Genomic DNA, 26,850 nt, shown 5'->3' with positions numbered 1-26,850 from the left:
ACCTGCACCGCCCCGCCCGGTTGCGGGCGCCCCTGCCCCGGCGGCCTCCCGCCCGGGCCGAGCCGCGGTTCCGCGCGGTGCTCCCACCGGTCGCGGTCATGGAACCACGGCCGGTGACGGTAGTAGCGATCCCAGTACGCGCCGATCGCGAACCCGGTGATCGGCACGCCGATGATCGCGCCGTACTCGAGCAGCGGCGCGTAACCGCCCTGGTACGGATAGTCGATCAGTTGCGCGTCGATCCAGCCGCGCACGCCCGGCAGCGCAACGTCGCACCACGAGTAGTCGCTCAGGCAGCCGAACACGTCCAGCGCGGTGCCTGGCGGAATCTGCGCGACGACCGGATAGTCGGGCGCCGGCCCGGCGAACAGTTCGGCCGGCGAGTTCGTGTAGCCGGTGCTCTGCGCCTGCGCAATCCCCGGCGCGGCCGCCAGGCCGAACAGGGCGACCCACAGGCCGCGAACGATCGTATTCCTCATGCTCATGATGCTCTCCCGCGCGGTGCCGCCGCGCGCCGGTCAATGCCGATGCCCGCCCCAGCCGCCACCCCAGTGGCTGCCGCCCCACGGACGATGCCAGTACCCGCCGCGTCCACGCCAGCCGCCGCCCCAGCCGCCCCAGAAGCCGACCGAGATCGCCGGCGCACCCCAGCCGTACCAGCCCGGGTAATACGCGGGGGCATAGTACGGATACGGATAGGGATACGGCGCCGGATAGGCCGGCGCGACGTAGACGGGAGCCGGATCGACCACCGGCGGCGCGACCGCCGCCGCAGCCGGGCCCGGCGCAGCGTTGCCCGGTGTAGCCGGCGTGACGGGGATCTCGCGCTGCGTCAGCGTGGCCGGTGCCGGCGCGTAGTACGGAGCATAGCCATACGGACTCGTGTAATAACAGCCGCCGAGGGTCAGCGTCGTCAATGCGAATACCGCACACCTCGCGGCAGGAATCGGGGTCATGTCTTGCTCCGGCAGAGTCCGCGCGTCGCCGCCAGGCGCGCGCCTGACTCTAGCTTACGTCCCCTGCAGATTACCGCTGGGTATGATCGGTTACTTTTTGTTTCCTGCACCGGACGGTCGTGCGGGAATGCCGCGTGCTGGCACGTCTGTCGCGCTCGCGTTGAAGTTTGCGCAAACGCCCTCAACTTGAACGATGTCAGGCTGGCCGGCGCGGACGGGGGTTCGCGAGCAACCGGCGGCCCGAAACCGGCGGACTTCGGCCCGCCCCGACAGGAACGCGGCTCACGCCGCCATCGACATGACTACGCCGCGCCCCACTCCCCGGGCGGACACGCCGCTCGACCCGATCATCCAGTTGCTGGCGCTCGCCGGCGAACAGGGTTATCTGACCCACGCCGACCTCGTCGACGCGCTGCCGCCCGAAAGCGACAGCCCCGACGCGCTCGACGTCGTGCGCGCCGCGCTCGCCGACATCGGCATCGCCGTGCTCGACGAGCCGGCCGCGCCTGCGCCGTTCACCGGTTCGGCGCCTGTCGACGTCGATCGCGATGCGCTCGACGAAGGCCGCGCGATGCTCGGCGATCTCGCACGCGGCACGAGCGCATCGACCGATCCGCTCGCCCTCTACATGCGGCGCATGCAGGCGGTGCCGCTGCTCACGCGTGAAGGCGAAATCGTGCTGGCGCGCGAGATCGAGACGGGCCGCCACCAGATCCTGCACGCGCTCGCCGGCCATCCGGCGGCGGTCGGCGCGCTGCTTGCGCGTCATCGCGCAACGGCTGCGACCGGCACTGCCGGATCGTCCGATGACGACGCCGCCGACACGCCCGCGCCGGCCAGCTACGACGCGCTGCACGCGGCCGTCGCGGCGTTGCGCGACGCGTTGCACGCGCACGGCTTCCGTTCGGATGAGTACCGTGACGCGCGCAACCACGTGGCTGCCCTGCTCGGCTCGATCGCGTGGGTCGCACCGGCCGTCGACGACGCGAGCCGCGTCGTGCGCACGCTCGCGTCCGCGCCGCATGGCACCGCAGCGGACGAAGCCGCCTGCTTCGACACGGTCGCGCGACGGGCACTCGCCGCCGCGCTCACCGACGGCCAGCATAAGGTGCGTGACGCCACGCGCGCGATGCTCGAGGCGAACCTGCGGCTCGTGCTGTCGATCGCGCGCAAATACATGAACCGCGGCGTCGACCTGCCCGATCTCGTGCAGGACGGCAGCCTCGGCCTGATGCGCGCGATCGAGAAGTTCGAATACCGGCGCGGGTTCAAGTTCTCGACCTATGCGACCTGGTGGATCCGCCAGGCGATCACGCGCGCGGTCGCGGATCGCGCACGCACGATCCGCGTGCCTGTGCACGTCGGCGACCAGTACCAGCGCGTGCAGCGGCATGCGCTGCGTTTTCGCCAGCGCACGGGCCGCCGGGCGACGCCGGGCGAACTCGCGGCCGAAACCGGCCTCGACGAGGACAAGCTGCGCGCGGTGCTCGCGCTGCCTGCCGAGCCCGTGTCGCTCGACGCGCCGCTGCCCGACGCGGACACCGGCCTCGTGGAGCTGATCGAGGACCAGACGTCGGCCAGCCCGTTCGAGCAACTGGCCGACACGCGCATGCGCGAGTGCGTGAGGTCGCTGCTCCGGTCGGTCACGCCGGCCGAGGCCGACGTACTGCGCCGGCGGTTCGGCCTCGGCGGCACCGAGCCCGATACCTACGACGCGATCGCGCAGGACGCGGGCATGTCGCGCGAACGCGTGCGGCAGATCGAGAAACGGGCGCTCGCCGCGTTGCGCACGGCCGCCGAGGCCGAAAACGCGCAGTCGTTCCTCGACGCGTGATCGCATCGAGCGACGCACGGTCGTGCCACTTTCCGGCACGACCGTGCGCTTCGAACCTGTGCTACGTTTGCCATTGACGTGCGTCAAGTTTTCTTCATCGCGTGTCGCGACAATGATGAAAAGCCGACCGGCGCATCGTTCGCCGTGTCCATTCCGTTTGTGCTTCCCCGGGTCCCTCGCCATGCAGACGAGCGCCAGCCAAACGTACGAGGAAAACCGGCATATCGCGACCTGCCTGCGCGAGGCGGCGCAGCGGCTGGCTGACCAGGGCGCGAATCCGTACCGGGTCGCCGCATACCGCGCGTCGGCCGGGACGGTCGATACGCTCGACCTCGACATCCGCACGCTATTCGAGTCCGGCGGCGTCGATGCGCTCGGTATGCTGCCCGAGATCGGCACGGGCGTCGCCCAGGCGATCGCCGAGCTGCTGGTGACGGGACGCTGGCGCCAGCTCGACCGGCTGTGCGGCGACGCCGAGCGCACCTCCGCGTTCGAAGCAGTACCGGGCATCGGCCACGCGCTCGCGCTGCGCATTCACGACCTGCTGCACATCGATACGCTCGAGGAGCTCGAACGCGCGGCCCGCAACGGCCAGCTCGAAACGATCTCGGGCGTCGGCCCGCGGCGCGCGGCCGGCATCCGCACCGCGCTCGACGACGTGCTGAGCCGCCGACGGCGCTGGCAGGGCCACGTGCAGGACGCCGGCCCCGGCACGGAGCCGCCCGTCGAACTGCTGCTCTACATCGACCGCCTGTACCGCAACAAGGCCGCCGCCGGCGTGTTGCCGACGCCTGGCGTTGCGCAACGCGCAATCGCGCACCGGCGGCTGAATGCGGACGGCTACATGCCGCTGCCCGTGATGCACATGACCAAGGGCGGCTGGCATTTCACCGCGCTATGCCTGCATGCTGCGATGCGCACGCCGGAGGCGTCCCGCCCGACGGACTGGGTCTCGCTCTATTTCTACGACGCGCTGCAGTGCGAGCACCAGCGCACGGTCTTCACCGAAACGTACGGCTCGCTCGTCGGCAAGCGCATCGTGCGCGGGCGCGAGCAGGAATGCCGCGTGTATTACGCAGGATGAGTCAGTCGTCGCCGGTTTCGTCGACGTCGAACGCGACGCCGAGCTCCGACGCGATCTTGCGACATGCATGGGTGAGCGCGCGTGTGCGGCGGCCAGAATAGTCTGCCGCGAGATAGAACCAAGTCGAGAACGACTCGTAGTCGGCCGTGCTTTTCCGGTTCGGCACGTCGAACCAGAACGTCACCATGTAGCCGCCCTTCCAGCGAACCGGAATCACCTGCGTGAGCCGCAGTCTCGTGATTGCGCCGTGGCGGAACCGGAAGCTGTCGTCGCCGACGCGGAACCCCGACCACGCGCCGTCGTTCGACACGAACACGGTCAGCGTTTCGTCCGGTGGCGCGGCGGACAGGCCGTCTTCCGGGGCCAGTTCCGCCGTCGACACCATCGCCGCGCCCGAACCTTCGCGCCCCGTCTCGACATCCACGTACGCTTCGATCGTCCGCTTCGCGTTGTCGTAGAAGCTGCGCGTGACGTCAGGCCGTGCGGTGTCGGCAATCAGGACCAGTTGCTTGAACCGTGCCTGCTCGCCGTATCGAAGCGGCACATCGGGCGCGTCGTCGGGCTCGTCAACCGGTTCGTCCTCCAGACTATCGGTCGATACGGGCGGTGCGGTCATGTCAGGCGGTTCAACGACCCCGCGCCGCCGTTTCACCCATGAAGTGCCCCACGTCAGCAGCGCGGTCTGCATCGCCAGCACGGCGGCCATCGTCGCGCACCCGGCGAGAAACCCATAATGCGGCCCGACCTTCGATGCCGCATACGCGGCAGGAAGCACATAAAGCACAAGCAAAAACCACACGCGGCAACCCCGTTGTTCTTGTTAGTGATGTCCGGTACGGAATGGTGCTGCTCGCCACCCTGCCGTCGGGCCGCCACTCCAACCCGCTGAAGCAAGTGCGTCGCTTACGCGCCTTCCGCCTTCGTGCGGCGGGCCGGATGGCGATGCGCGGCAATGCGCAGCAGCTTCTGGAACGACGGGCATTCGAGATGGTTCGATGCAGGACACACGGCCGCATGCCGCAGCGCATCGCGAACGGCGCCGAGACGGCGGATCGTGCGGTCGAGTTCGTCGGCCTTGCCGTCGAGCTTCGCGCGATCGATCGCAGGCAGGCCGTCCGTGCCGACCATCGCGAGGATGTCGTCGAGCGAAAAACCAGCCTCGCGGCCCAGTGCGATCAGCGCCAGGCGCTCCAGCACCGACTCGTCGTATTGCCGACGCAGCCCGTGGCGGCCGGTCGGGACGATCAGCCCCTTTTCCTCGTAGTAGCGCAGCGTCGACGCGGGCAATCCCGAGCGTCGCGCCACATCTGCAATGTCCAGCCGACTCATGCTTGACCTCAAGTGAACTTGAAGTTGCAAGATAGTCGCTCGACTCCATAAAGACAAGCGCTGACTGCCATGAACCCGCTGAAACCACGCTGTATTTCGCTGCGCCGTGCAGCCTTTGCCCTTCTCCGTGGAGGGTCACGATGAGCCTGCCCGACCTCCTCCTCAACCTGTTGCTGATCGGCGCGGGCGCCACGCTCGTGATGGACCTGTGGACGTTGTTCCGGCGGCGTGCATTCGGCATTCCGTCGCTGGACTATGCGCTAGTCGGCCGCTGGATCGGTCACATGATGCAAGGCCGGTTCCGGCACGTGTCGATCGGCGCCGCGGCGCCCGTGCCGGGCGAGCGAGCGCTCGGCTGGATCGCGCATTACGCGATCGGCATCGCGTTCGCGGCACTGCCGGTCGTGGTTGCAGGCACGGAATGGATCAGCACGCCGACGCTGCTCCCTGCAATCATCGCCGGCCTCGCCAGCGTGGCCGCGCCATTTTTGGTGATGCAACCCGCGTTCGGCTTCGGCATCGCGGCGTCGCGTACGCCGCACCCGCGCGTTGCGCGCCGGCGCAGCATCGTCGCGCATCTGTCGTACGGCGTGGGGCTCTATCTGTCGGCGTTCGCGCTCGCAGCGCTGGCCCGTTGAGCACACGGCTTCGCCAAAAAAGCCGTAACAGGTAGCGTCGGCTCAACCGAGCCGACGTCGACGCCCACGCAAGCGCATCGTCGAGCGTCGTGACAAGCACATCACCCTGCGCGAGCCGGACCAAGGCCGCGCCGGGCATCAACACCGGCGCATCGACGATGAAGATGCCCATTCCGGCATGCGGGCAAATGCGGCGTGCTTGCGCGCCACCTCCCAGTGCTCCCGCTATTTTCAAACCGCTCATCCAGCCCGCCCGGATGGCGGCGCACATCACTCCCCGCCGCAGTCGATCAGGTTGTGACGCATGCGCCCGAGCAGCCGCACCAGCGTATCGCGCTCGTCGGGCGTAAAGCCGCGCAGCCCGTCGTCGGCGACGGTGTCGCCCACTTCAAGCATCTGCGGAAAGATCTCGCGCGACTTGTCGGTCAGCCGGATCACGAACGCGCGGCGGTCGTCGTCGTTCGCGATGCGCTCGATCCAGCCATAACTTTCCATCCGGTCGAGCAACCGCGTCAGCGAGATCGGCGTGATCTCGAGCCATTCGGCGAGCCGCGCCTGATTCATCTCGCCCTTCCACGTCAGGTACGCGAGCACGCGGCTTTGCGCCCGTGTCAGTCCGATGCGCTTCGCGCGCCGGTCGAACAGGCGTCCGTTCAGGCGGGCGACGTCGGCGATCAGATAGCCGATCCGGTTCTCGTAAGTCTTGTCCATCCGCGGATTATAGGGTCAAGCCTGGAACGGCCCGCGGCTCGTGGTCTGGCGATAAGCGGATATATAATAAGCGTGCTTATAATTCCCGCCACGCAGGATCGCCGCCCACGGCGACCGCCCCACGGAGACACCCGCTTGAGCCCCGCCGCCGCCGCCCCCGCCTCGCCCGCCCTGAACCGGCCGATGCTGACCCTGTCGATCATGCTTGCCACGCTGATCCAGACCCTCGACAGCACGATCGCGAACGTCGCGCTGCCACACATGCAGGGGACGCTGTCCGCGTCGCAGGACGAGATCACGTGGGTGCTGACCTCCTATATCGTCGCTGCGGCGATCGCGACGCCGCTCACCGGCTGGCTGTCCGACCGGCTCAGCGTGAAGCGGCTGCTGATCGTGTCGATCGCGGGCTTCACGGTCGCGTCGGCGCTGTGCGGGCTGTCCGAGACACTCGTGCAGATCGTCGGCGCGCGCCTGCTGCAGGGCGTGTTCGGCGCCGCGCTGGTGCCGCTGTCGCAGTCGATCCTGCTCGACATCAACCCGCGCGAGAAACAGGGCCAGGCGATGGCGATCTGGGGAATGGGCGTGATGGTCGGCCCGATCCTCGGCCCGACGCTCGGCGGCTGGCTCACCGACAGCTACAACTGGCGCTGGGTGTTCTTCATCAACGTGCCGATCGGCGCGTTCGCGCTCGCCGGCGTGATGACCTTCCTGCCCGCGCGCGCGCCGCGCCCGCACGTGAAATTCGACGCGTTCGGCTTCGCGACACTGGCGCTCGCGATCGGCGCGTTCCAGGCGATGCTCGACCGCGGCGAACAGCTCGACTGGTTCGGCTCGTACGAGATCCGCATCGAGGCGATCGTCGCGGCACTGAGCTTCGCGTTCTTCCTCGTGCACACGGCGACCGTCGGCAAGGCGTCGTTCTTCAAGTCGGAACTGCTGCGCGACCCGAACTTCGCGACGGGCACGCTGTTCATCTTCGTGGTCGGCGCGGTGCTGTACGCGACGCGCGCGCTGCTGCCGCCGATGCTGCAGAACCTGATGGGCTACCCGGTGGCGACGACGGGCCTCGTCACCGCGCCAAGCGGCGCCGGCACGATGATCGCGATGCTGTTCGTCGGAAGGCTGCTGAAATACGTGGATGCGCGGATGCTGCTGCTCGCGGGGCTGTCGATTTCCGCGCTCGCGCTATGGCAGATGATGCAGTACACGGTCGTGCTGTCCGAAGCGGACATCGTGTGGCCGGGCGTGGTGCAGGGCTTCGGGCTGGGGCTCGTGTTCGTGCCGTTGAGCGCGCTGTCGTTCTCGACGCTGCCGCCCGACCTGCGCGCGGACGGCACGGCCACCTACAGCCTGATGCGCAATATCGGCAGCAGTATCGGCATCTCGATCGTGCAGACGCTGATGACGCGCAACACGCAGGTCGCGCATGCCGACCTCGCGACCCACATCACGCCGTTCAACCCGGCCGTGCAGGCGATGGCCGGCAGCCGCCTCGACATCGCGCTGCTCGACCGCACGATCAACCAGCAGGCGTCGATGATCGCGTACCTGAACGACTTCAAGCTGATGTTCGTCGCGACGCTGCTGATGATTCCGCTGTTGCTGCTGATCCGGCCGCCGCAGAAAGCGGCGAGCGTGGAGATCGCGCACGCGGCGATGGATTGACGGGCGCACGCGCGGCGCGCGCCCGCTTCGCCCCGCGTCAGGCCTTCATCGTGCCCGTGCGCACGTAGCGCTCGTGCCACGACAGCGCCTCGGCGAGCAGGTGCGGCGTGTGCTTGCCGAAGCTTTCGCGCGACGCGCGCTCGAAGTAATCCTCGAGCATCGGCCGGTAGTCGGGATGCGCACAGGTCGCGATGACCTTGCGTGCACGCTGCTTCGGCGACAGGCCGCGCAGGTCCGCGAGGCCCTGCTCGGTGACGACCACCGCGACGTCGTGCTCGGTATGGTCGACGTGGCTCGCCATCGGCACGATCCGCGAGATCGCGCCGCCCTTCGCGGTACTCGCCGACATGAAGCACGACAGGTAGCCGTTGCGCGCGAAGTCGCCCGAGCCGCCGATGCCGTTCTGGATCTTCGTGCCCATCACGTGCGTCGAGTTCACGTTGCCGTAGATGTCCGCCTCGATCATCCCGTTCATCGCGATGCAGCCGAGACGGCGCACGAGTTCCGGATGGTTGCTGATCTCCTGCGGGCGCAGCACGATCTTCTCGCGGAACGTCGCGATTTCGTCGGCGAAGCGTTGCACGGCGGCCGGGCTCAGCGACAGCGCGGTGGCCGACGCGAAGTCCAGCGTGCCGTCCTGGAGCAGGTCGAGCATGCCGTCCTGGATCACTTCGGTGTACGCGGTCAGGTGCGAGAAGCCGGCCGAGCTGAGCTCCGCGAGCACCGCGTTCGTGATGTTGCCGACGCCCGACTGCAGCGGCAGCAGGTTTTCCGGCAGGCGGCCGCGCTTCACTTCGTGACGCAGGAAGTCGATCAGTTGATGCGCGATCTGCTTGGACGTCTCGTCCGGCGCGGAGAACGCGTTGCTGCGATCCGGCGCGTCGGTCTCGACGATCGCGACGATCTTGTCGGCCGGGCAGCGCAGGTACGGCTCGCCGATCCGGTCGTCGCTCTTCGTCAGCGGAATCGGCTTGCGGTGCGGCGGCAGCGCGGTGCCGTAGTAGACGTCGTGCATTCCGTCGAGGCCGAGCGGCTGGCGCGAGTTGACCTCGAGGATCACGTGCTTCGCGCGTTCGAGCCAGGTCTTGTTGTTGCCGATCGACGCGGACGGAATCAGCAGCCCGTCCTCGCGGATGCCCGCGACTTCGACGATCGCGACGTCGAGATCGCCGTACAGCCCGAACCATGCGTACTGCGCGACGTGGCTCAGATGGACGTCCTGGTAGTCGACTTCGCCGCCGTTGATCTTGTCGCGCAACGTCGGGTCGGACTGGTACGGCAGGCGCATCGAGATGCCGTTGGTGCGGGCGAGCGCGCCGTCGAGCTCCGGCGCGGTCGACGCGCCCGTCAGCACGTTGATCCGGAAGTCCTCGCCGCGCGTGTGTGCCGCGTCGATATGGGCGGCAAGCGCGGCCGGTACGGCCTTCGGATAGCCCGACCCCGTGAAGCCGCTCATGGCGACGGTCATGCCGGGACGGATCAGCGCGGCGGCTTCGTCGGCGGTGCGGACGAGCGAACGCAGGGCGGGAGCGAGGATGCGTGATGAAGACATGGCTGGTTTCTGACGCTTTGGTCTGTCGTTGACGTCGCTGGGGGTGTCTCCTGAGCGACATGAAGCCCTTGGGGCCGCGAGGGGCGGCCGGCACCACAGGCACGGTCGGAGTATCGCAGAGGCGATCACCGCGAAATGTCCGCTAAATGCAAAAGATCCTTGCCGGATTTGCCGGGTATCGAACGGCCGTTCTGTGACAGACGCTCCGCTTAAATCGGACGCACACGAAAGGTGCATGAAAGCATCGAGCAGAAAAACCAGGCGTCGATCGCCAACCCATGCGCGTCAATCGACGGATTTCCACCGCAATTTACCGCCTGCCAATCGGCAATGACCGACATCCGTCCGGCGCGGCCAATTGTCACCCGATGCGGCGTATCCCGGCCTGACGCACGTCAAGTTCGCATGCGCCGCGCGACGCGCACCGGAAAGCGCGAAAAGCACCGTCGCACCGGCCTGTGAGGCCCGTCCGTCCTTGACAGCCGCGTGGCGCGAACCACACTGGAATACGGATCCCGCGACCCTGTCTGGCCGCCCTTTCGCGCCCGCGCTTTTTGGCCGGCCGATCGACGCAAGACGCGGTAACACTCCCTCATGTCAGGACATTGATCGAATAAAAAGCAACAAATTACAATTCCGTATATATTTCGCCGATGGACCAAAGAAAAACCGCCACACGTTCCGAACCGCCCCTGCCTCGCACCTGGGATGCGCGGCTCGCGCGCTCGCTTGTCCGACCGCTCGTCGACACGCCCGTCACCCCGAATCACCTCACCACAGTTCGCCTGCTGATCGGCCTCGCCGGCGCCTGGTGCCTCGCGCACGGCGGCTTCGGCTGGAGCAATGCAGGCGCGTTCCTCATCGTGCTGTCGAACTTCGTCGACCACACAGATGGCGAGCTCGCACGCATCAGCGGCAAGTCGAGCAAGATCGGTCATTTTTACGACCTCGCGGCAGACGCGCTCGTCACGGTCGCGCTGTTCGTCAGCATGGGGGTCGGTATCGTCGCCCAGGGCGGCCAGATGGCCGCGTCGCCGGTGCTGCTCGGCGCGGTGGCTGGCGCGGCCGTCGCGCTGATCTTCTTCCTGCGCATGCGGATCGAATCGTTCGCCGGCAAGGCCGGCACCAAGCAGGCATTCGCCGGCGGCTTCGAAACCGAAGACGTGCTCTACCTGCTGCCGCTCGTGACGCTGTTCGACGGCGTCGAGCCGTTCCTGCTCGCGGCGTCGATCGGCGCCCCGCTGTTCGCCGCCTGGGTCGTGATCGACTGGTGGCGCATCGTCCGGCGCGGCAACGTTGCTCAGAATCCCACCGAAATCCAGGCTTCCAAATGAATAGCACGCGCGACGACTCCGTGCTGAGCCCGGCACGCCCCGCGCCCGTGCGCGCGGCCGCGGCCGATCCCGATCGCACCGTGGCCGACTGCGTCGGCCCGCTCGACCTCGACCGCCTGCGCGGCGACTACACGCGCCAGGGCTCGTTCCTGTACCTCGACGCATTCCTGCCGGCCGACGCGCACGCGAAGCTGGCGGACGCCGCCCGCGCGATGCAGGCTGGCCTGAACCGCAATTACCTGCCCGGCCACAAGCAGGGCGGCAGCGTGAGCCGCCATACGATCGACGAGCAGGCGCCGTACATCGCCGAACTGTATCGCTCGAAGGCGCTCCTCTCCTTCCTCGAGAAAGTCACGGGCGACAAGCTGATGCTGTCACCCGACGACGATCCGCACGCGTACGCACTGTATTACTACACGAAGCCCGGCGACCACATCGGCTGGCACTACGACACGTCGTATTACGACGGCCGCCGCTACACGCTGCTGATCGGCGTGATCGACGAATCGTCGTGCCGGCTCGACTACGAACTGCACACGCGCAATCCGGACGTCGCCGACGAACCGGGCTCCGTTCAGATCGCCGACGGCGGCATCGTGCTGTTCGACGGCGACAAGCTGCGCCACCGCATCACGCCGCTCGGCCAGAACGAGATGCGCGTGTCGCTCACCTTCGAATACGTGACGAACCCCGGCATGCGGCCGTGGAAGCGCTTCATCTCGAACATGAAGGACGCGATCGCGTATTTCGGTTTCCGCCAGGTGTTCAAGCAACTGGCGACTCGACGCACGGCCGGGTCATGACACGCGCCGGCCTCATCCTGCTGTCCCTCGGGACCGCACTCTTCGTCGCACTCCTTGCATGGCAGGGCGTTGGCGCAGTCGCGTCCACGTTCCTCGCGGCCGGCTGGGGGCTTGCGCTCGTCGCGGCGTTCCACGTCGTGCCGCTCGTGATCGACGCGATGGCGATCTCCGTGATGTTCCGCCCCGGCCAGCCGGGCGCCGAGCTCGGCAACGCGCTGCGCGCGCGCTGGGTCGGCGAATCGGTGAACAGCCTGCTGCCCGCCGGGCAGATCGGCGGCCCCGTGCTGATGGTGCGCCACCTCGCGCAGCGCGGCACGCGGATGGCCGACGCGGCGGCGGCCGTCACCGTCAGCACGACGATGCAGGCGCTCTCGCAGATGGCGTTCGCGCTGATCGGCATCGCCGCGTTCAGCCTGTATGCGACGCACGAATCGGTCGCGCACCTGCGCACGCCCGCGCTGATCGCCACCGGCGTGCTCGGCGCCCTCGCCGCGCTGTTCTACGTGGCGCAGCGGCGCGGGCTGTTCGGCCGCGGCCTGCGCCTCGCGTCGAAGCTGCTCGGCCCGCGCGACTGGTCGTCGCTGGCCACCCGCGCCGACGCGATCGATGACGCGGTCGGCGCGCTGTACCGCGATCGTGCGAAGGTCGCGAAGACCTTCGCACTGAGTCTCGTCGGCTGGATCGTCGGTACCGCGGAAGTGTGGCTCGCGCTGCACTTCCTCGGGCACCCGGTGAGCTGGCTCGACGCGCTGCTGCTCGAGAGCGTCGGCCAGGCCATTCGTGGCGCGGCCTTCGCGATCCCGGGCTCGCTCGGCGCGCAGGAAGGCGGTTACCTGCTCCTCGCGCCGCTGGTCGGACTGCCGCCCGACGCGGCGCTCGCGCTGTCGCTTGCGAAACGCGCGCGCGAACTCGCGCTCGGCCTGCCCGGCCTGCTCTATCTGCATTTCAGTGAAAGAAACTGGCAGCGGCGCCGTGCGCCGCAGCCGCTCGCCGACTGATCGTTCAGATCCGCCGGCTTTTTGGTTGGAGAACCCATGCGAGCCATTATTCTTGCGGCAGGCCTCGGCTTGCGCCTGCAACAACCGCCCGAGGCGCAGTTCCCGAAGTGCCTGCTGCGCTTCGACGACGTTTCGCTGCTCGAGCGCCATCTGCGCGTCCTCGATGCCGCGGGCGTCGACGAGATCGTGCTCGGGCTGGGCTTCCAGTCCGAGAAGGTCGAGCAGGAATTGAAGCGCCTCGGCCGCCAGGCCGAGATCGTGATCAACGACCGCTACGACCTCGGCAGCGTGCTGACCGTGCATACCGTCGCCGATGCGATGACGCGCGGCGGCGACGTGCTGCTGATGGACGCTGACGTGCTGTATGACGAGAACATCCTGCACGCGCTGGTGGCCGATGCCGACAAGGCGGTCGATCGCCTGCTGATCGACCGCGACTTCGAGGCCGGCGACGAACCGGTCAAGCTGTGCCTGAAGAACGGCGTACCCGTCGAGCTGCGCAAGCAGCTCGCGGTCGACCTCGAGTACGACACGATCGGCGAATCGGTCGGCTTCTTCCGCTTCACCGAAGGCACCGCGCGCCGTCTCGCGACGATCGTCGCGGGCTACGTCGACAGCGGCCGCGCGAACATGCCGCACGAGGAAGCCGTGCGCGACCTGCTGCTCGAAGGCGGTCATTCGTTCGACGTCGCCGACGTCACCGGCTCGCCGTGGATCGAGATCGACTTCCCGAACGACGTCAACCGCGCCACGCAAGAAATCCTCCCCCTGATTCAACGCACCACCGCAGGAGTCGCACGATGAACGCACGCGAACCCAACTTCACCGAATCGCGCAGCGCACGCCTGCGCCGCATGCTCGTCAGCAGCGACCTCGAATTCCTGATGGAAGCGCACAACGGCCTGTCCGCGCGGATCGTCCGCGAAGCCGGCTTCAAGGGCATCTGGGCATCGGGCCTCGCGATCTCCGCGCAGTTCGGCGTGCGCGACAACAACGAAGCGAGCTGGACCCAAGTCGTCGACGTGCTCGAATTCATGGCCGACGCGAGCGACCTGCCGATCCTGCTCGACGGCGACACCGGCTACGGCAACTTCAACAACGTGCGCCGCCTCGTGAAGAAGCTCGAGCAGCGCGGCATCGCCGGCGTCTGTATCGAGGACAAGCAGTTCCCGAAAACCAACAGCTTCATCGGCGGCGAGCGCCAGCCGCTCGCCGAAATCGACGAGTTCTGCGGCAAGATCAAGGCCGGCAAGGATTCGCAGACCGATCCCGACTTCTCGATCGTCGCGCGCGTCGAGGCGCTGATCGCGGGCTGGGGGATGGACGAGGCGCTGCGCCGCGCGAACGCGTATGCGGAAGCCGGCGCCGACGCGATCCTGATCCACAGCAAGCTGTCGCGCCCGGACGAGATCCTGCAGTTCGCACGCGAATGGAGCGGCAAGGCGCCGCTCGTGATCGTGCCGACCAAGTACTACAGCACGCCGACCGACGTGTTCCGCCAGGCCGGCATCAGCACCGTGATCTGGGCGAACCACCTGATCCGCGCATCGGCATCCGCGATGCAGGCAACCGCACGCGAGATCTACGAGAGCGAAACGCTGATCAACGTCGAGGACCGCGTTGCATCGGTCAACGAGATCTTCCGCCTGCAGGACGCCGACGAATACTCGGCCGCCGAGCGCATCTACCTGTCGTCGTCGTCGCGCGCGTCGAACGCGGCGATCGTGCTCGCCGCGAGCCGCGGCAAGGGCCTCGAAGCCGTGACCGAAGACAAGCCGAAGGTCATGCTGCCGGTCGCCGGCAAGCCGCTGCTGCGCTGGCTCGTCGACGGCTTCAAGACGCACGGCGTGAACGACATCACCGTGGTCGGCGGCTATCGCGCCGACGCGATCGACACGTCGGGCATCAAGCTCGTCGTCAACGAGCGCCATGCACAGACGGGCGAACTCGCATCGCTCGCGTGCGCGGCCGAACGCCTGACCGGCGACACCGTGATCTCGTACGGCGACCTGCTGTTCCGCAGCTACATCGTGCGTGACCTCGCGGAGAGCGAGGCCGAGTTCAGCGTGGTGGTCGATTCGTCGCTTACGGAGACCAACCAGAGCGTGCGCGATTTCGCGCTCTGCTCGGCTGAAGACGATCGCGGCCTGTTCGGCCAGAAAACGTATCTGCAGCGTGTATCGAGCGACGTCGCCGCAGGCACGCCGCACGGCCGCTGGATCGGCCTGCTGAACGTGCGCGGCGCCGGTGTCGACCGCCTGAAGGCGACGCTCGCGACGCTGCAGGCGCGCGACGATTTCGACACGCTCGACATCCCGTCGCTGCTCAACGAACTGATCGCCGCCGGCGAGAAGATCGAGGTGCAGTACGTGCACGGCCACTGGCGCGGCGTCAACGATCTCGAAGACTTCCGCCGCGCGGGCGACTTCGCGCACGGCCAGACGCCGCTGTCCGAACCGGGCGCCGGCAACGGGGGCGCGCAATGATCGAAGCGGCCCAGTTCGTCGAGGCCGCGCGCGAGCGCGGTTTCGACTGGTACGCGGGCGTGCCCTGCTCGTACCTGACGCCGTTCATCAATTACGTGCTGCAGGACCCGACGCTGAATTACGTGTCGGCCGCGAACGAAGGCGACGCGGTCGCGCTGATCGCGGGCGCGACGCTCGGCGGCAAGCGCGGCATTGCGATGATGCAGAACTCGGGGCTCGGCAACGCGGTGAGCCCGCTCACGTCGCTCACGTGGACATTCCGCCTGCCGCAACTGCTGATCGTCACGTGGCGCGGCCAGCCGGGCGTGGCCGACGAGCCGCAGCACGCGCTGATGGGCCCCATCACGCCCGCGATGCTCGACACGATGGAGATCCCGTGGGAGACGTTCCCGACCGACCCCGAACAGGTCGGCCCGGCACTCGACCGCGCGATCGCGCACATGGACGCGACGGGCCGCCCGTACGCGCTCGTGATGCAGAAAGGCAGCGTCGCGCCGTATGAACTGAAAGCGAACCCGGCCGCGAAGCCGCGCGCGCATGTCGCCGCGCAGTCAGCGGCGCGTGCTGAATCGCCTGCCGCATGGCCCACCCGTCACGACGCGCTGCAGCGTGTGATCGCGCACACGCCGGTCGATTCGACCGTCGTGCTCGCATCGACCGGTTTCTGCGGACGCGAACTCTACGCGATCGACGATCGCCCGAACCAGCTGTACATGGTTGGCTCGATGGGCTGCGTGACGCCGCTCGCGCTCGGCCTCGCGCTTGCGCGCCCCGACCTGCGCGTCGTTGCCGTCGATGGCGACGGCGCCGCGCTGATGCGCATGGGCGTGTTCGCGACGCTCGGCACCTACGGCCCGGCGAACCTCACGCACGTGCTGCTCGACAACGGCGCGCACGAATCGACGGGCGGTCAGGCCACCGTGTCGCAACATGTTTCGTTCGCGGGTGTTGCCGCCGCGTGCGGGTATGCGTCGGCGGTCGAAGGCGACACGCTCGACGTGCTCGATGCTGCGCTGGCCGAGTCGCACGACGGTACGCAGTTCGTGCGGCTGGCGATCCGCACCGGCGTGCCCGACGGCCTGCCCCGCCCGACCGTTACGCCGGTCGAGGTCAAGACCCGTCTGATGCGGCACATCGGCGCCGCGCAGACCGAAGCCCACGTTGAAGGAGCCCTTTGATGCTGCTGCTGAACCCCGGCCCGGTCACGCTCACCGAACGCGTGCGCCGCAGCCTGCTGCAACCCGACCTGTGCCATCGCGAAAGCGAATTCTTCGATCTGCAGGATGAGGCGCGGGCGCGTCTCGTCGCCGCGTATGAGCTTGATCCGGCCGAGTGGACGGCGGTGCTGATGACCGGTTCGGGTACGGCCGCTGTCGAAAGCATGATCGCGGCGCTCGTGCCGAAGGACGGCAAGCTGCTCGTGATCGAGAACGGTGTGTATGGCGAGCGGATCACGCAGATCGCTACGCAGTATGGCATCGCGCATGATGTGCTCAAGCATGAGTGGATGCAGGCGCCTGATCTCGCGCAGATTGCCGCGCGGCTCGATGCGGGTGGGTACTCGCATGTTGCGGTGATTCATCATGAAACGACGACGGGTCGCTTGAACGATCTCCGTGCGATTGCCGAGGTGTGCCGTTCGCGCGGCGTGAAGATGCTCGTTGATGGTGTGAGCAGCTTTGGCGCGGAAGCGATCGATTTTGCCGGCGGTGATATCGATGCTGTTGCCGCGACCGCGAACAAGTGCCTGCATGGTGTGCCGGGCGCGGCGTTCGTGATCGTGCGCCGTAGCGCGCTCGTGAAAGCGGCGAGCCGGACTTATTACCTCGATCTCGGTCGTCTCGCGAAGCTGCAGGATCAGCGGAATACGCCATTTACGCCTTCCGTGCATGCGTATTACGCGCTTGTCGAGGCGCTGCGTGAGTTTGATGAGGCTGGTGGCTGGCGTGCGCGGCATGCGCATTACAAGGCACTGGCTGATCAGGCGCAAGCCGGGCTTGCTGCGCGCGGGATGCCGCTGGTGCTGCCGGAAGGTGAATCGTCGGTTGTGTTGCGTGCGTATCGGTTGCCGCAAGGGGTGACGTACGAGACGCTGCATGACGGGCTGAAGGCGCGTGGATTTGTGATCTACGCGGGGCAAGGCGGGTTGTCGAAGGAACTGTTCCGGATTTCGACGATGGGCGCGATTCAGGCGGCTGATGTTGATCGGTTGCTGGAGGGGTTTACGGCGTTGACGCGGTAAGCGCTACCCTCACCTTCGTCTACGAAAGGCCCGCAAGGGCCTTTTTTATTGTTCGCTCATTGCTCGGAGACGCAGGGGGCACTGTCGGCGTTCGGCCAATGCCGGTCGTTCGTCATTCGGACTTTGGTTGTCGACAATCGGCCAACAAACACCGTGTGGCCTACCGCGTCAATCGAGATGCCGAAGATGGCGATACCAGAGAGCCTTGTTTGATTTGGGGTCAACAAGGGAGAGAATTAGGTCGCCTTGCACGAAGTCGATATCGCCTTTCTGGAAGCTGTTCTGAACGATGTCGGCTTGCCATATCTCGTGATAACCCTTCTTATCTGAGCGACTTATGACGATATAGCCTTCTCCACTCGCCTCGACCGTTTCGTACTTCCATGAAATTTCTGGCAGATTCGGTGGTGAGGCAAACGGCGGGGCGTCCATGTCGGTAGCCGTTAGTGGAGGACAAGGCGCAGCTGGTCGGCTCAAGCTCTTGAATACACCATCTTTACGGTAAGCGAACCACTGACACTCTGATGGCCATGGGTTCGCCCGAAGAATTTTCGCCTGGAGTGCATCGGGGAAACGCGCCAGTTGCCAGTCACCCTCTATTTCACGTTGGCTGGCAGGGTGTACCAATCGCGACGAATCAGTCTGGGAAAACGACGTGCACGGCAACGTGCACACGATAAAAAATACGATGCTTTTCGCGAGCATGGATGATTTCCTGACGACACGGGAAAAATATATAAACGGCTGCTTTCGAAAAATCTGAGGTCTGCTCGGGGCGGATTATGCGTATCGGACACGTGATGTTCACCAAACCTGAGAGGTCAAAAGCCCAGGGCTGGCCTCCATTGGACATTTTCCGGGAACGGCGTGCCTTTGAGAAAGGCTAGGAAGACTTCCAGAACCTGATCAGATATGAACCATTCATCTGCACGCATCGGGATGCTTCCCGCTCGGAAGACAAGGAGCGTGCCATCTGGGCGCACAGGGGAAGGTCTATCGTGAAATGCTCTCCATCGTTGCGACGCGTTGACTTCGAAACGCTCGATCAGGCAACTAACGCCACCGCCGGCCACCTGAACATAGTTGCCTTCTGGATCGGTCAACGACGCATAAGATGACTTCCCGTAGCTTCTCAAAGTCCGGATCCCCTTTGTGATTTGGGCTGGACTAGGAGTGGTGATCCCCACCTTACCCTCAGCTTCGAATTTCATCGGTTCATTGCGAGGCATCTCGATCAAAATTCGCATCCTACCAGCGCCCCGACTCCGCGGCGAATGTCTGCTACCGGCGAATCCGACCGACCGCTTCGGGTCGCTTCCTGACATTCACATCACATCTGTTGTGAATGTCAGGTTCACCGCAAGCGTATGTGTGCTTCCGACCCTGAACCGGAGCTTGGTGCTTCGAAACCCCATCATCACGTAGTGGCATGACTCAAACCAAACAGCCTTTGGCGAACCAGGGGCGGCTCATGGTCACAAGCCATCTTTTACTTCTGTTTAATGAATTTCACATTTCCAAAAGAAAATACCTGACGATCCCCCGCATTGGTTGTATAAGAGCGGGAGCCACTCATTAGTAACGCCCCTGCATTGTTGAGCGAACCAGCCCAGGAATCAACAAGAACAAACCTCGCGTCACTGGGCCTTTCAGCCACCATAAAACCTATACCCGCAAAATCATTGCTTGCATTCTTCAATGTGTAATACCATCTGGCAGCATCGCCGTTAACGATCTTATAGCTGACCTCACCTTCCGGAGTGTTTTTCGCAGTAAAAATACCGCTAAACTGTCCATTTGACGGTGTGGACTCTGTAACTTTCAGCGTATGTTGACCGTCTTCGCTTACATAGGTACCAACAAGTTGAATGGTCACGATTGTTTTCCTCAGATTTGCAAGTGTCAGATTTTGGAAAATGACAGCATATTTTCAGGCGAACATCACGAGACAGCGCCAGAACAAACGCCGACAAATGAAAATGTCGACGATGCAAACCATATATGCATGAGAAATTATTTTCAAATAATTTCTACACTTCAAATGGCACGGACAATAGTTTCTCCATCTCCACACCGTCACGCGAAAGATCAAAAATTCCGAAAAGGTTATCTTCTGCTTTTGATAAACCGAAACACTTCACCCACTTGGCCGGCTTTAGTAAATTAATTTACTTTCCATTCACAAATTCAAATAAATACCCGCCCCCTGCGCACGCAGCTTCCGTCCCGTTACGTAGAATGGCTGTTGTGAGTCGTAAACGGCATTCAAGAGAATCCATGAAAATCCTTTTCTCCATCGTGACCATGAAAGTCACTCGCTTCGCCCCACTGCTGGCGCTCATCGCCGCCCCCGCCGTTCAGGCTGCCGACAACCAGGTTTGCGGCGACGATACCGTCACGGCCGTCGCCCGCTGGGCCGGCATTGCCAGCGCCCGCATTGCCACGCGCGACGCGAACCGACTCGTCATCGCGTCGGCGTGCAAGGTCATGCCGAATGCGCCCGAAACGACGATCGCGGCAGTCGCGTTCGATTCGCTGCCCAAGAGCAAGGACCCGAACGAAAGCAACAAGCTGCAGGTCGTCGCGCTCGTCGAAGGTGGCAAGGTCGTGGCGGCCGAAAAGTCGGTGGTCCAGGAAGATGCAGCAACGCAGATTGGCGAGAACAGCTATCGCATCGATACGGCGCCGTACCGGCTGTCGCCCGATGTGCGGGCATTCGGCGTCGTGTTTAGCAGCACCGCGCACGGACCGAGCTGCCCTGATGCCTACATGGAGAACGAAATGACACTGTGGATTCGCGAAGGCGCCCGCATCCGCCCCGTGTTCGGCACCAATCTCAATGGCTGGGTTGCCACCGCAGGCACCGCGTGCGGCCCCGATACCAGCGACCTGCGCAGCGAGTCTGCCCGCATGACGATTGCGGTCGAGAAGACGTCGCACAATGGCTTTGCGGACCTGTCGATTACGGCACACGTCATGAACGCAGAAAGCAACGACGACAAACAACCGGACGCGGGAAAACGCACCGTGCGAATGGTCGTCAAATACGACGGCAAATCATACGGGAGCGATATGTACCGGGACTTCTGGTATTCGCCTGCCACGATGAAGCGATTCAAGTGACCGTAAGTGAGGCCGACGTGGCACCACCCCACCTGCCTACTCCACCACCTTCGCCCCGATCGCCTCACCCGACGTCGGCATCCGCCGCGCGTCGTCACGTACACGTCGCGCCTCGCGCGCCGTATAGCGATCTTTCAGCCGCAGGAACGGCTTCTCGACGAGGAAATAGCTGGCCGTCGCGGCCAACAGCGCCCAAACGATCCCGAGCGGGAACGCATGTGGAACCGCCAGATCCGGATTCGCAAACGGCTGCTGCCAAAGATAAAGACTGAACGAGATCGTACCGACGAACACGACCGGCCGCGTACGCAACCACCGCGCGCACCAGAACTCGTTACGGAAATTCAGCGCGACAATCACGATCGCGATCAGCGCGGCTTCGACCGTCACGCCGTACGTCGCATTCCAGAACCCGCCGAGCCGATGTTCGGCGAGCGGCATGCCGATCAGCACGACAACGATGATCGCCGTCACGATCTGCGCCTCGCCGCGCCACGAGCGAATCCACGCTTCGAGCCGTTCGCGGTTGAGCGACGCATAGCATCCGATCAGGATCGAATCGACGCCCGTGTGCAGCATCATCCCGAGCTGCCCGCGCAGCGCGGGCGCAGAGAAATACGTAACAGCGCGCACCAGCGGCACGACCAGAATCAACGCAGCCAGCCAGCGCGTACCGCCACGGCGCATCCCATACACGAACAGCAGCGGCCAGAACCAGTAGAACTGCTCCTCGAGCGCGAGCGACCAGAAATGGCCGAGATACCACGCACCATCCGGATGCAGCGTGTTGTCGCCAGTCAGCCCGAACCACGCCGAGTAATTCCACAGGTGGAGCGCCGCATACAGCCACTGCCGGCGGTCGACGTCGAACCAGCCGGTGAAGGCCACGATCGCGACCGCCGCGAGATACACGTAACAGGCCGGCCAGATCCGCAACGCGCGGCGCACGTAGAACGACGTCAGCGCAATGCCGCCCGTGCGCGCGAACTCCGCGCGCAATACGTTGGTGATCAGGAAGCCGCTGAGGACGAAGAAGATCAGCACGCCGAGCCGGCCGTCGGCGATCAGCCGCAACGGCGCGTACCAGCCCGTATAGCCGCCAGGCAGCACGTGCTCCGCGTGTCCGACCACAACCATCGCGACCGCGACGGCGCGCAACCCGGTCAACTGCGTGACGCGATGGTTCATCGGCTGGTTTCCGTTGGCACGGTGGATGGGCAGCAGACCGGCGCCCCGCTTCGGCACGCCGATATGCCGCCGGGATTTTGTATGAAAAATATCGGAATGAAATTGCTTCAAAAATCCCCGGGCCGGCACCGGCGGCCGCGCACGCCGCAACGAGCCGACGCCCGGGGCGGCGAATGGGCATAATGACAAGCCTTGTCCGGCGGCGGCCGGTCCGATGCCAACACAACGATTTTTGCGGCGGCGCAACATTCGTAGTCCCCCGCCCGCACACCGGCCCGCGCCTCGTCCGCCTCCTGCCGACCCTTACCCGGAGCCTGCCTGTGTACCCACCGATCGAACCCTACGCCCACGGCCACCTCGACACCGGCGACGGCCATCGCATCTACTGGGAGCGCTGCGGCAACCCGGCCGGCAAGCCCGCCGTGTTCCTGCACGGCGGCCCCGGTGCCGGCTGCAGCCCCGACCATCGCCGCCTGTTCGATCCCGAGCGCTACGACATCCTGCTGTTCGACCAGCGCGGCTGCGGGCGCTCGACGCCGCATGCAAGCCTCGAGAACAACACGACGTGGCATCTGGTCGCCGACATCGAGCGCCTGCGCGAGATGGTCGGCGCGGAAAAGTGGCTCGTGTTTGGCGGCTCGTGGGGCAGCGCGCTGTCGATCGCGTACGCGGAAACGCACCCCGAGCGCGTGAGCGCACTGGTCGTGCGCGGCATCTTCACGATGCGTCGCGCGGAACTGCTGTGGTACTACCAGGAAGGCGCGTCGTGGCTGTTCCCCGACCTGTGGGAAGCCTTCGTCGCACCGATTCCGGAAGCCGAGCGCGGCGACCTGATGGCCGCCTACCATCGCCGGCTGACCGGCAACGACGAAGCCGCGAAGCTCGAAGCCGCGCGCGCATGGAGCATCTGGGAAGGCCGCACGATCACGCTGCTGCCCGACCCCAAACTCGCCGCGCACTTCGCGGACGGTCACTACGCACTCGCGTTCGCGCGGATCGAGAATCACTACTTCGTGAACAAGGGCTTCGTCGAGGAAGGCCAACTGCTGCGCGACGCGCATCGCCTCGCCGGCATCCCGGGCGTGATCGTGCAGGGTCGCTACGATATCGCGACACCCGCGCGTACCGCATGGGATTTGTCGAAGGCATGGCCGGATGCGACGTTCGAGATCGTGCCCGGCGCCGGGCATGCGTACAACGAGCCGGGGATCCTGGAAGCGCTGATCGCGGCGACGGACCGGTTCGCCGCGTAGGCGTAATCAACGCAATGCAACGCGGTGCGTGCGGCCCTGCCGGCCGGCAAGCTCACGCACCGCCCGTTCAAAGCGCAGCCTCGACGATCGCCTTGCCGCTGATCGCCCGTTCGACGAGCTGTTCGTCGCCGACCTTGCGAATCGCCTCGTCGAGCAACCCTTCCGGCGCCTCGGTCGCCACCTTCAGCAAGCCCGACAGGCCACGCGCGTCGAGCACCACCAGCGTCTCCATCGAATCCGCGCGGCTCACGAGCACGCGGCGCCACGCCGGCCCCGCGCCGAAGCTCGCGCAGAGCGCAATCGTGTCGCTGCCGAGCGAGTAGTCGAAGGTCTTGATCATGATCCGCCGCCGTTGCAAGGGAATGGCGATGCGCGACGGTGCGGCGCCGTGACGTCGACGCACCCGCGCGTGCCGCCGGCGCCCCGGACCGAGACCGATCCGTTCGCCGGCATCACCATGCTAGGCGTGCAGAGTTAACAAAGACTTAAAACCACAATGACTGCGGCGCCCCCATTCGTCGCTCGCGGTCAACGTTTGACGGACAATGCCCCGAAACACCAATGTGGCGTTTTGCTCAACGCGGACTGATCGAGAACAGCAAGCCGGCGGTATCGCTCGAGATCGCGGAGTAATGCAGTTTTCCGACGCTACGCTCGATCAATTTGGATTCCTTGCGACTCTCCATGGCGAGCTGGATCATGTGCACGATGATCTCGGTATCGTCGGTTGAAGAAGAAGCCGGATTGACCGCTGCTGCGATCGTGGCAAGTGTCGCGACAGACTTCAGCATCACCCCGGGTTCGTTGATGCCGATGCGGATAACGAGTTCGCGAAGTGTTCCGTCGGCCTTGTTGACAATACCGGCTAGCTCGAGGTTGCGACCGACCGTCTGCTGAAAACCGTCATAGACAGCATCGTGAACGATCTCGATTTCCGCGAGCGTGTCATTGTCGCTCGACTCGGAAGCTAAACGATTGTACTCACGTCGAAACTGTTTCGGCGTCAGATCAAGAGACACGTGCGGCGCAGCCACGTCGGTCTGGCTTGACACCGACGACACGGCGGCGACAACCGAAGCAAGTTCGCTTGCATGGCGATCGGCAGTCTTGGCCACGTTGCCCTGTTCCGGGAGAATGATTGCGGCCACGATCACCGTCACCATCGACGCCGCTATGCCGCCGAAGAATAGAAGCGCGCGCTTCGGCACTGTGCCCGTCTTCCTGTTTTTGAATAGCGACGGCCGGATCAACCCGATCACTGCCGCAAGGATGAACAGCATGCTAACGATGCCCAGTACCCCGGATACGGCACGCATTATATTTTGGCCCTATTATATTAATAGGGCATGATATCAAAATGCGGAACGCGGGACGACACCTTACATGTCCATTTCAACTTCCAGCGGCTCCACGGTCACACCGACCTTCAGCTCCTGATCCGCGCCACCGCCGCGAATCACGCCGCGCAGCGGCGTCACGTCCGCATAGTCGCGGCCGATCGACAGCATCACGTAGTCGTCGCCCGGCGCGCGATCGTTGGTCGGGTCGAGCTGCAGCCAGCCGTTGTCCTCGGGCCACGCCGGGTCGTACACCTCGACCCACGCATGCGATGCGTCAGCGCCGATCAGCCGCGGCTGCCCGGGCGGCGGCTGCGTGAGCAGGTAGCCGCTCACGTAACGCGCGGCCAGCCCGAGCGAGCGCAGTGCGCCGATCATCACGTGCGCGAAATCCTGGCACACGCCCTTGCGCAACCGCAATGCATCGAGCGCCGACGTCGTGATGTCGGTGCTGTTCGGCGTATACGCAAAATCGGCATGCACGCGCCGCATCAGCTCCCACGCGGCCTGCACGAGCGGCCGTTGCGGCGTGAAGCTCGCGGCCGCATACGCGGCGAGTTCGGGATCGCACGCGACATGCGGCGACGTGAACACGAATTCGCTCGCCGCGTCGTAGGGCTGCCCCGCGCGGAACCGCAAGCGGTCGCGTACGGCTTCCCACGCAGTCGCCTGTTTCGCGTCGGGTTTCGCGATGGCGGGCGGCGGCTCGCCGCGCGCACCGCGCGACCACACGGGCGGCGTCACGCGCACCGTGCTGCGGCTGCGCACGAGCAGCGCATCGTGCGGCTGGTTCAACGCAAACGATGCACGCGCGTTGCCGAATGCATCGATCTCGGTACCGACCGATTCCGGCGCGGGATCGATGTCGAGCGCGAACGACAGCACCTGCTGGCGCGGCGTGACGAGCGGCTGCAGGCGTGCCTGGTGCTGCGCCGATTCGACGCGCGCCGCGTAACGGTATTCGGTGTCGTGCGTGACGCGCAGCAACCGGCCGGGTGCAACAGTGGCCGGTGCGGCCGGCGCAGATGCCGATGCCGGTGCGTTCCGCGCATTGCCGGAACCGGGTGGCGCTTTCGCCGCGCCTTTCGTCGTCACCATAACGTCCTGCCCGCCTCGCGCACGTGGCTGAAATAGCGCTCGCCGATCCGGTTCGACAATTCCCAGACCGCCTTCACCGTCGCGTCGAGCGCTTCGAGCAGCTTGTCGTGCCGGCCGCCGTCGGCGGTCTCGCACAGCTCGTGCAGCGACCACGTTGGGACATCAGGAATCGTCTCGGCCAGCTCGGACAGTGCATAGCCTTCGCTGCGCTCGACCTTCGTCAGCCGGCCACGCAGTGCCTGCACGACCCAGCCGAGCGAGCGCGGATTGTCGGTATCGAGCAAGACGAGCGACAGCAACGGCGCGACGTCGAAGCCGCGCTGGAACCGCGAACGGAACGTGATCGTACTGTCGAACAGTTCCAGCACGAGCTCGAAGCCATCCTGCCGGTGCACCGCGCCTTCGTCGAACGCAGCCTTCAGGACGCTGCACAGGAAGTCCAGCCGGTCGATCTGCCGGCCGATCGACAGCAAGCGCCAGCCGTCGTCGCGCGTCATGTTGTCGGTCTGCGCGCCCGTGATCGCGCCGAGCAGCAGGCCGAGGCGCTCCAGCAACTGCAGCGCCTCGTTGCCGATCTGCTCCTCGGCTTCCGGCAGGCCCGCGCTGTCCGCGAACAGTTGCGTCGCGTCGTCGATCAACCGCCACTGATCGCTCGACAGCCGTTCGCGGATCGCGGCGGCCGCGCCGCGCATCCCGAACAGGCACGATGCGATGCCCGACGTGCGATCCGCGCCGCGCGTCAGCGACGTCGCGAGCGTGTGCTGGAACGCACGCGGCGCATCGACTGCGTTCGGCGCATCGGCCGCGATCAGGCCCGTGTCGCGGCACAGCGTATCGAGCAGCTCCAGGTGCGCGGGGCTGTCGACATCGTCCTCGCCGCGCAGCCGTTCGAGCGCCGCACGCGCGAGGCGCATCAGGTTGGTCGCGCGCTCGGTGTAGCGGCCGAGCCAGAACAGGTTCTCGGCCGCGCGGCTCGCGATCGCGCGCGGGCGTTCGACGAGGTCGTCGGGTCCGAGGTGTGTCTGCAGCAGCGTCGTCGAATCGACGATGCCTTCGGTCATCACCCAAGTATCGACAGTGCTGCCGCCGCGCGGCATCGGCGCGTTGAACAGCGTGTCTCGCGTGCCGACCCGCGACAGCCCGCCCGGCAGGAGCCGCCAGCGCTGCGCGCCGTCGGCGAGCGCGAAGACGCGCAGCAGCACCGGCTTCGGCACGATGA

Annotated in this window: 28 protein-coding genes; 14 read left to right on the top strand and 14 right to left on the bottom strand. The window is 65.6% G+C overall.

The features are described 5' to 3' along the window. Both G3O06_RS34780 and G3O06_RS34775 read right to left on the bottom strand, forming a co-directional pair. A partial coding sequence (locus G3O06_RS34780; protein WP_346779572.1) for an SH3 domain-containing protein occupies positions 1-479 on the bottom strand: 479 nt, incomplete at its 3' end. Positions 480-518: 39 nt separating this feature from the next. Then, complete coding sequence (locus G3O06_RS34775) at positions 519-956, bottom strand: hypothetical protein (RefSeq protein ID WP_205818913.1); 438 nt, start codon at positions 954-956, stop codon at positions 519-521. A gap of 298 nt (positions 957-1,254) precedes the next feature. Between G3O06_RS34775 and G3O06_RS34770 the strand changes: the two genes are divergently transcribed. Then, entirely contained in the window at positions 1,255-2,790 is a 1,536-nt protein-coding gene (locus G3O06_RS34770; protein ID WP_205818912.1) for a sigma-70 family RNA polymerase sigma factor, read from the top strand. A 181-nt stretch (positions 2,791-2,971) separates the two neighbouring features. Continuing rightward, positions 2,972-3,874: a helix-hairpin-helix domain-containing protein gene (locus G3O06_RS34765; RefSeq protein ID WP_205818911.1), complete on the top strand. Its 903-nt coding sequence runs from the start codon at positions 2,972-2,974 to the stop codon at positions 3,872-3,874. A 1-nt stretch (position 3,875) separates the two neighbouring features. Here G3O06_RS34765 and G3O06_RS34760 read toward each other — a convergent pair whose 3' ends face one another. Both G3O06_RS34760 and G3O06_RS34755 read right to left on the bottom strand, forming a co-directional pair. Then, a complete protein-coding gene (locus G3O06_RS34760) occupies positions 3,876-4,673 on the bottom strand; it encodes a hypothetical protein (RefSeq protein ID WP_205818910.1) in 798 nt (265 codons plus the stop codon). A gap of 104 nt (positions 4,674-4,777) precedes the next feature. Continuing rightward, positions 4,778-5,203, bottom strand: a complete 426-nt coding sequence (locus tag G3O06_RS34755) for a helix-turn-helix domain-containing protein (RefSeq protein ID WP_174910680.1) — start codon at positions 5,201-5,203, stop codon at positions 4,778-4,780. A 140-nt stretch (positions 5,204-5,343) separates the two neighbouring features. Here G3O06_RS34755 and G3O06_RS34750 point away from each other — a divergent pair, with 140 nt between their 5' ends. Next, on the top strand, positions 5,344-5,841 hold the full coding sequence (locus G3O06_RS34750) for a DUF2938 domain-containing protein (protein WP_205818909.1): 498 nt from the start codon (positions 5,344-5,346) through the stop codon (positions 5,839-5,841). A gap of 270 nt (positions 5,842-6,111) precedes the next feature. On the opposite strand, the gene G3O06_RS34745 is transcribed toward G3O06_RS34750, so the two are convergent. Continuing rightward, entirely contained in the window at positions 6,112-6,552 is a 441-nt protein-coding gene (locus G3O06_RS34745; protein WP_069259684.1) for a MarR family transcriptional regulator, read from the bottom strand. A gap of 135 nt (positions 6,553-6,687) precedes the next feature. Between G3O06_RS34745 and G3O06_RS34740 the strand changes: the two genes are divergently transcribed. Next, the gene (locus G3O06_RS34740; RefSeq protein ID WP_205818908.1) at positions 6,688-8,217 is read left to right on the top strand and encodes a DHA2 family efflux MFS transporter permease subunit; all 1,530 of its coding nucleotides are present in this window, start codon (positions 6,688-6,690) and stop codon (positions 8,215-8,217) included. Positions 8,218-8,254: 37 nt separating this feature from the next. Here the strand turns inward: G3O06_RS34740 and G3O06_RS34735 are convergent, their stop codons facing one another. Continuing rightward, on the bottom strand, positions 8,255-9,769 hold the full coding sequence (locus G3O06_RS34735; RefSeq protein ID WP_174910690.1) for an acetyl-CoA hydrolase/transferase family protein: 1,515 nt from the start codon (positions 9,767-9,769) through the stop codon (positions 8,255-8,257). 231 nt (positions 9,770-10,000) lie between these two features. Between G3O06_RS34735 and G3O06_RS34730 the strand changes: the two genes are divergently transcribed. From G3O06_RS34730 to G3O06_RS34695, 8 genes are all read left to right on the top strand, one after another. Beyond that, complete coding sequence (locus G3O06_RS34730) at positions 10,001-10,231, top strand: hypothetical protein (RefSeq protein WP_241020387.1); 231 nt, start codon at positions 10,001-10,003, stop codon at positions 10,229-10,231. Between the two features lie 191 nt (positions 10,232-10,422). Further along, a complete protein-coding gene (locus G3O06_RS34725) occupies positions 10,423-11,103 on the top strand; it encodes a CDP-alcohol phosphatidyltransferase family protein (RefSeq protein ID WP_174910694.1) in 681 nt (226 codons plus the stop codon). Next, positions 11,100-11,906, top strand: a complete 807-nt coding sequence (locus G3O06_RS34720) for a 2OG-Fe(II) oxygenase (protein WP_174910697.1) — start codon at positions 11,100-11,102, stop codon at positions 11,904-11,906. Before G3O06_RS34725 ends, G3O06_RS34720 begins: the two co-directional genes overlap by 4 nt. Further along, complete coding sequence (locus tag G3O06_RS34715; protein ID WP_071332784.1) at positions 11,903-12,904, top strand: TIGR00374 family protein; 1,002 nt, start codon at positions 11,903-11,905, stop codon at positions 12,902-12,904. The genes G3O06_RS34720 and G3O06_RS34715 overlap by 4 nt, the downstream gene beginning before the upstream one ends. A gap of 36 nt (positions 12,905-12,940) precedes the next feature. Then, positions 12,941-13,708, top strand: a complete 768-nt coding sequence (locus G3O06_RS34710; RefSeq protein ID WP_174910700.1) for a phosphocholine cytidylyltransferase family protein — start codon at positions 12,941-12,943, stop codon at positions 13,706-13,708. Further along, positions 13,705-15,390 carry a phosphoenolpyruvate mutase gene (gene aepX / locus G3O06_RS34705; protein ID WP_174910703.1) on the top strand — a complete coding sequence of 562 codons (1,686 nt, stop codon included), beginning with the start codon at positions 13,705-13,707 and terminating at the stop codon, positions 15,388-15,390. Before G3O06_RS34710 ends, aepX begins: the two co-directional genes overlap by 4 nt. Continuing rightward, on the top strand, positions 15,387-16,568 hold the full coding sequence (gene aepY, locus G3O06_RS34700; RefSeq protein WP_205818907.1) for a phosphonopyruvate decarboxylase: 1,182 nt from the start codon (positions 15,387-15,389) through the stop codon (positions 16,566-16,568). The genes aepX and aepY overlap by 4 nt, the downstream gene beginning before the upstream one ends. After that, entirely contained in the window at positions 16,568-17,632 is a 1,065-nt protein-coding gene (locus G3O06_RS34695; protein ID WP_174969402.1) for a 2-aminoethylphosphonate aminotransferase, read from the top strand. The genes aepY and G3O06_RS34695 overlap by 1 nt, the downstream gene beginning before the upstream one ends. A 168-nt stretch (positions 17,633-17,800) precedes the next feature. On the opposite strand, the gene G3O06_RS34690 is transcribed toward G3O06_RS34695, so the two are convergent. From G3O06_RS34690 to G3O06_RS34680, 3 genes are all read right to left on the bottom strand, one after another. Beyond that, entirely contained in the window at positions 17,801-18,337 is a 537-nt protein-coding gene (locus tag G3O06_RS34690) for a hypothetical protein (protein WP_205818906.1), read from the bottom strand. A gap of 116 nt (positions 18,338-18,453) precedes the next feature. Next, positions 18,454-18,843 carry a hypothetical protein gene (locus G3O06_RS34685; protein WP_205818905.1) on the bottom strand — a complete coding sequence of 130 codons (390 nt, stop codon included), beginning with the start codon at positions 18,841-18,843 and terminating at the stop codon, positions 18,454-18,456. A 278-nt stretch (positions 18,844-19,121) separates the two neighbouring features. After that, the gene (locus G3O06_RS34680) at positions 19,122-19,508 is read right to left on the bottom strand and encodes a hypothetical protein (RefSeq protein WP_205818904.1); all 387 of its coding nucleotides are present in this window, start codon (positions 19,506-19,508) and stop codon (positions 19,122-19,124) included. 428 nt (positions 19,509-19,936) lie between these two features. Here G3O06_RS34680 and G3O06_RS34675 point away from each other — a divergent pair, with 428 nt between their 5' ends. Further along, entirely contained in the window at positions 19,937-20,755 is an 819-nt protein-coding gene (locus tag G3O06_RS34675; protein ID WP_205818914.1) for a multidrug ABC transporter ATPase, read from the top strand. A gap of 36 nt (positions 20,756-20,791) precedes the next feature. On the opposite strand, the gene G3O06_RS34670 is transcribed toward G3O06_RS34675, so the two are convergent. Then, positions 20,792-21,943: an acyltransferase gene (locus tag G3O06_RS34670; protein ID WP_205818903.1), complete on the bottom strand. Its 1,152-nt coding sequence runs from the start codon at positions 21,941-21,943 to the stop codon at positions 20,792-20,794. A 320-nt stretch (positions 21,944-22,263) separates the two neighbouring features. Between G3O06_RS34670 and pip the strand changes: the two genes are divergently transcribed. Next, on the top strand, positions 22,264-23,196 hold the full coding sequence (gene pip, locus G3O06_RS34665) for a prolyl aminopeptidase (protein WP_205818902.1): 933 nt from the start codon (positions 22,264-22,266) through the stop codon (positions 23,194-23,196). Positions 23,197-23,263: 67 nt separating this feature from the next. Here the strand turns inward: pip and G3O06_RS34660 are convergent, their stop codons facing one another. From G3O06_RS34660 to G3O06_RS34645, 4 genes are all read right to left on the bottom strand, one after another. Next, the gene (locus tag G3O06_RS34660; RefSeq protein ID WP_205818901.1) at positions 23,264-23,536 is read right to left on the bottom strand and encodes a hypothetical protein; all 273 of its coding nucleotides are present in this window, start codon (positions 23,534-23,536) and stop codon (positions 23,264-23,266) included. Between the two features lie 235 nt (positions 23,537-23,771). Then, positions 23,772-24,476, bottom strand: coding sequence for a hypothetical protein (locus G3O06_RS34655; RefSeq protein WP_241020386.1), 705 nt, complete (start codon positions 24,474-24,476; stop codon positions 23,772-23,774). 99 nt (positions 24,477-24,575) lie between these two features. Then, positions 24,576-25,631: a transglutaminase family protein gene (locus G3O06_RS34650; RefSeq protein ID WP_174969337.1), complete on the bottom strand. Its 1,056-nt coding sequence runs from the start codon at positions 25,629-25,631 to the stop codon at positions 24,576-24,578. Beyond that, the coding region (locus tag G3O06_RS34645) for an alpha-E domain-containing protein (RefSeq protein ID WP_205818899.1) at positions 25,625-26,850 on the bottom strand (1,226 nt) is incomplete at its 5' end. The genes G3O06_RS34645 and G3O06_RS34650, both read right to left, overlap by 7 nt.

Source organism: Burkholderia sp. Ac-20345 (assembly GCF_017104825.1).
GTDB classification, from domain to species: Bacteria; Pseudomonadota; Gammaproteobacteria; order Burkholderiales; family Burkholderiaceae; genus Burkholderia; species Burkholderia lata_B.
Note: the sequence above shows the minus strand (reverse complement) of the source record. Positions and strands in the feature narration are given on the sequence as shown.

Excerpts from the sequence above, each read along its gene's own strand:
- G3O06_RS34775 (WP_205818913.1), bottom strand. The coding sequence starts at position 956 with ATGACCCCGATTCCTGCCGCGAGGTGTGCGGTATTCGCATTGACGACG.
- G3O06_RS34770 (WP_205818912.1), top strand. The coding sequence starts at position 1,255 with ATGACTACGCCGCGCCCCACTCCCCGGGCGGACACGCCGCTCGACCCG.
- G3O06_RS34765 (WP_205818911.1), top strand. The coding sequence starts at position 2,972 with ATGCAGACGAGCGCCAGCCAAACGTACGAGGAAAACCGGCATATCGCG.
- G3O06_RS34755 (WP_174910680.1), bottom strand. The coding sequence starts at position 5,203 with ATGAGTCGGCTGGACATTGCAGATGTGGCGCGACGCTCGGGATTGCCC.
- G3O06_RS34750 (WP_205818909.1), top strand. The coding sequence starts at position 5,344 with ATGAGCCTGCCCGACCTCCTCCTCAACCTGTTGCTGATCGGCGCGGGC.
- G3O06_RS34745 (WP_069259684.1), bottom strand. The coding sequence starts at position 6,552 with ATGGACAAGACTTACGAGAACCGGATCGGCTATCTGATCGCCGACGTC.
- G3O06_RS34735 (WP_174910690.1), bottom strand. The coding sequence starts at position 9,769 with ATGTCTTCATCACGCATCCTCGCTCCCGCCCTGCGTTCGCTCGTCCGC.
- G3O06_RS34725 (WP_174910694.1), top strand. The coding sequence starts at position 10,423 with ATGGACCAAAGAAAAACCGCCACACGTTCCGAACCGCCCCTGCCTCGC.
- G3O06_RS34720 (WP_174910697.1), top strand. The coding sequence starts at position 11,100 with ATGAATAGCACGCGCGACGACTCCGTGCTGAGCCCGGCACGCCCCGCG.
- G3O06_RS34715 (WP_071332784.1), top strand. The coding sequence starts at position 11,903 with ATGACACGCGCCGGCCTCATCCTGCTGTCCCTCGGGACCGCACTCTTC.
- G3O06_RS34710 (WP_174910700.1), top strand. The coding sequence starts at position 12,941 with ATGCGAGCCATTATTCTTGCGGCAGGCCTCGGCTTGCGCCTGCAACAA.
- aepX (WP_174910703.1), top strand. The coding sequence starts at position 13,705 with ATGAACGCACGCGAACCCAACTTCACCGAATCGCGCAGCGCACGCCTG.
- aepY (WP_205818907.1), top strand. The coding sequence starts at position 15,387 with ATGATCGAAGCGGCCCAGTTCGTCGAGGCCGCGCGCGAGCGCGGTTTC.
- G3O06_RS34695 (WP_174969402.1), top strand. The coding sequence starts at position 16,568 with ATGCTGCTGCTGAACCCCGGCCCGGTCACGCTCACCGAACGCGTGCGC.
- G3O06_RS34690 (WP_205818906.1), bottom strand. The coding sequence starts at position 18,337 with ATGCTCGCGAAAAGCATCGTATTTTTTATCGTGTGCACGTTGCCGTGC.
- G3O06_RS34685 (WP_205818905.1), bottom strand. The coding sequence starts at position 18,843 with ATGAAATTCGAAGCTGAGGGTAAGGTGGGGATCACCACTCCTAGTCCA.
- G3O06_RS34675 (WP_205818914.1), top strand. The coding sequence starts at position 19,937 with ATGAAAGTCACTCGCTTCGCCCCACTGCTGGCGCTCATCGCCGCCCCC.
- G3O06_RS34670 (WP_205818903.1), bottom strand. The coding sequence starts at position 21,943 with ATGAACCATCGCGTCACGCAGTTGACCGGGTTGCGCGCCGTCGCGGTC.
- G3O06_RS34660 (WP_205818901.1), bottom strand. The coding sequence starts at position 23,536 with ATGATCAAGACCTTCGACTACTCGCTCGGCAGCGACACGATTGCGCTC.
- G3O06_RS34655 (WP_241020386.1), bottom strand. The coding sequence starts at position 24,476 with ATGCTGTTCATCCTTGCGGCAGTGATCGGGTTGATCCGGCCGTCGCTA.
- G3O06_RS34650 (WP_174969337.1), bottom strand. The coding sequence starts at position 25,631 with ATGGTGACGACGAAAGGCGCGGCGAAAGCGCCACCCGGTTCCGGCAAT.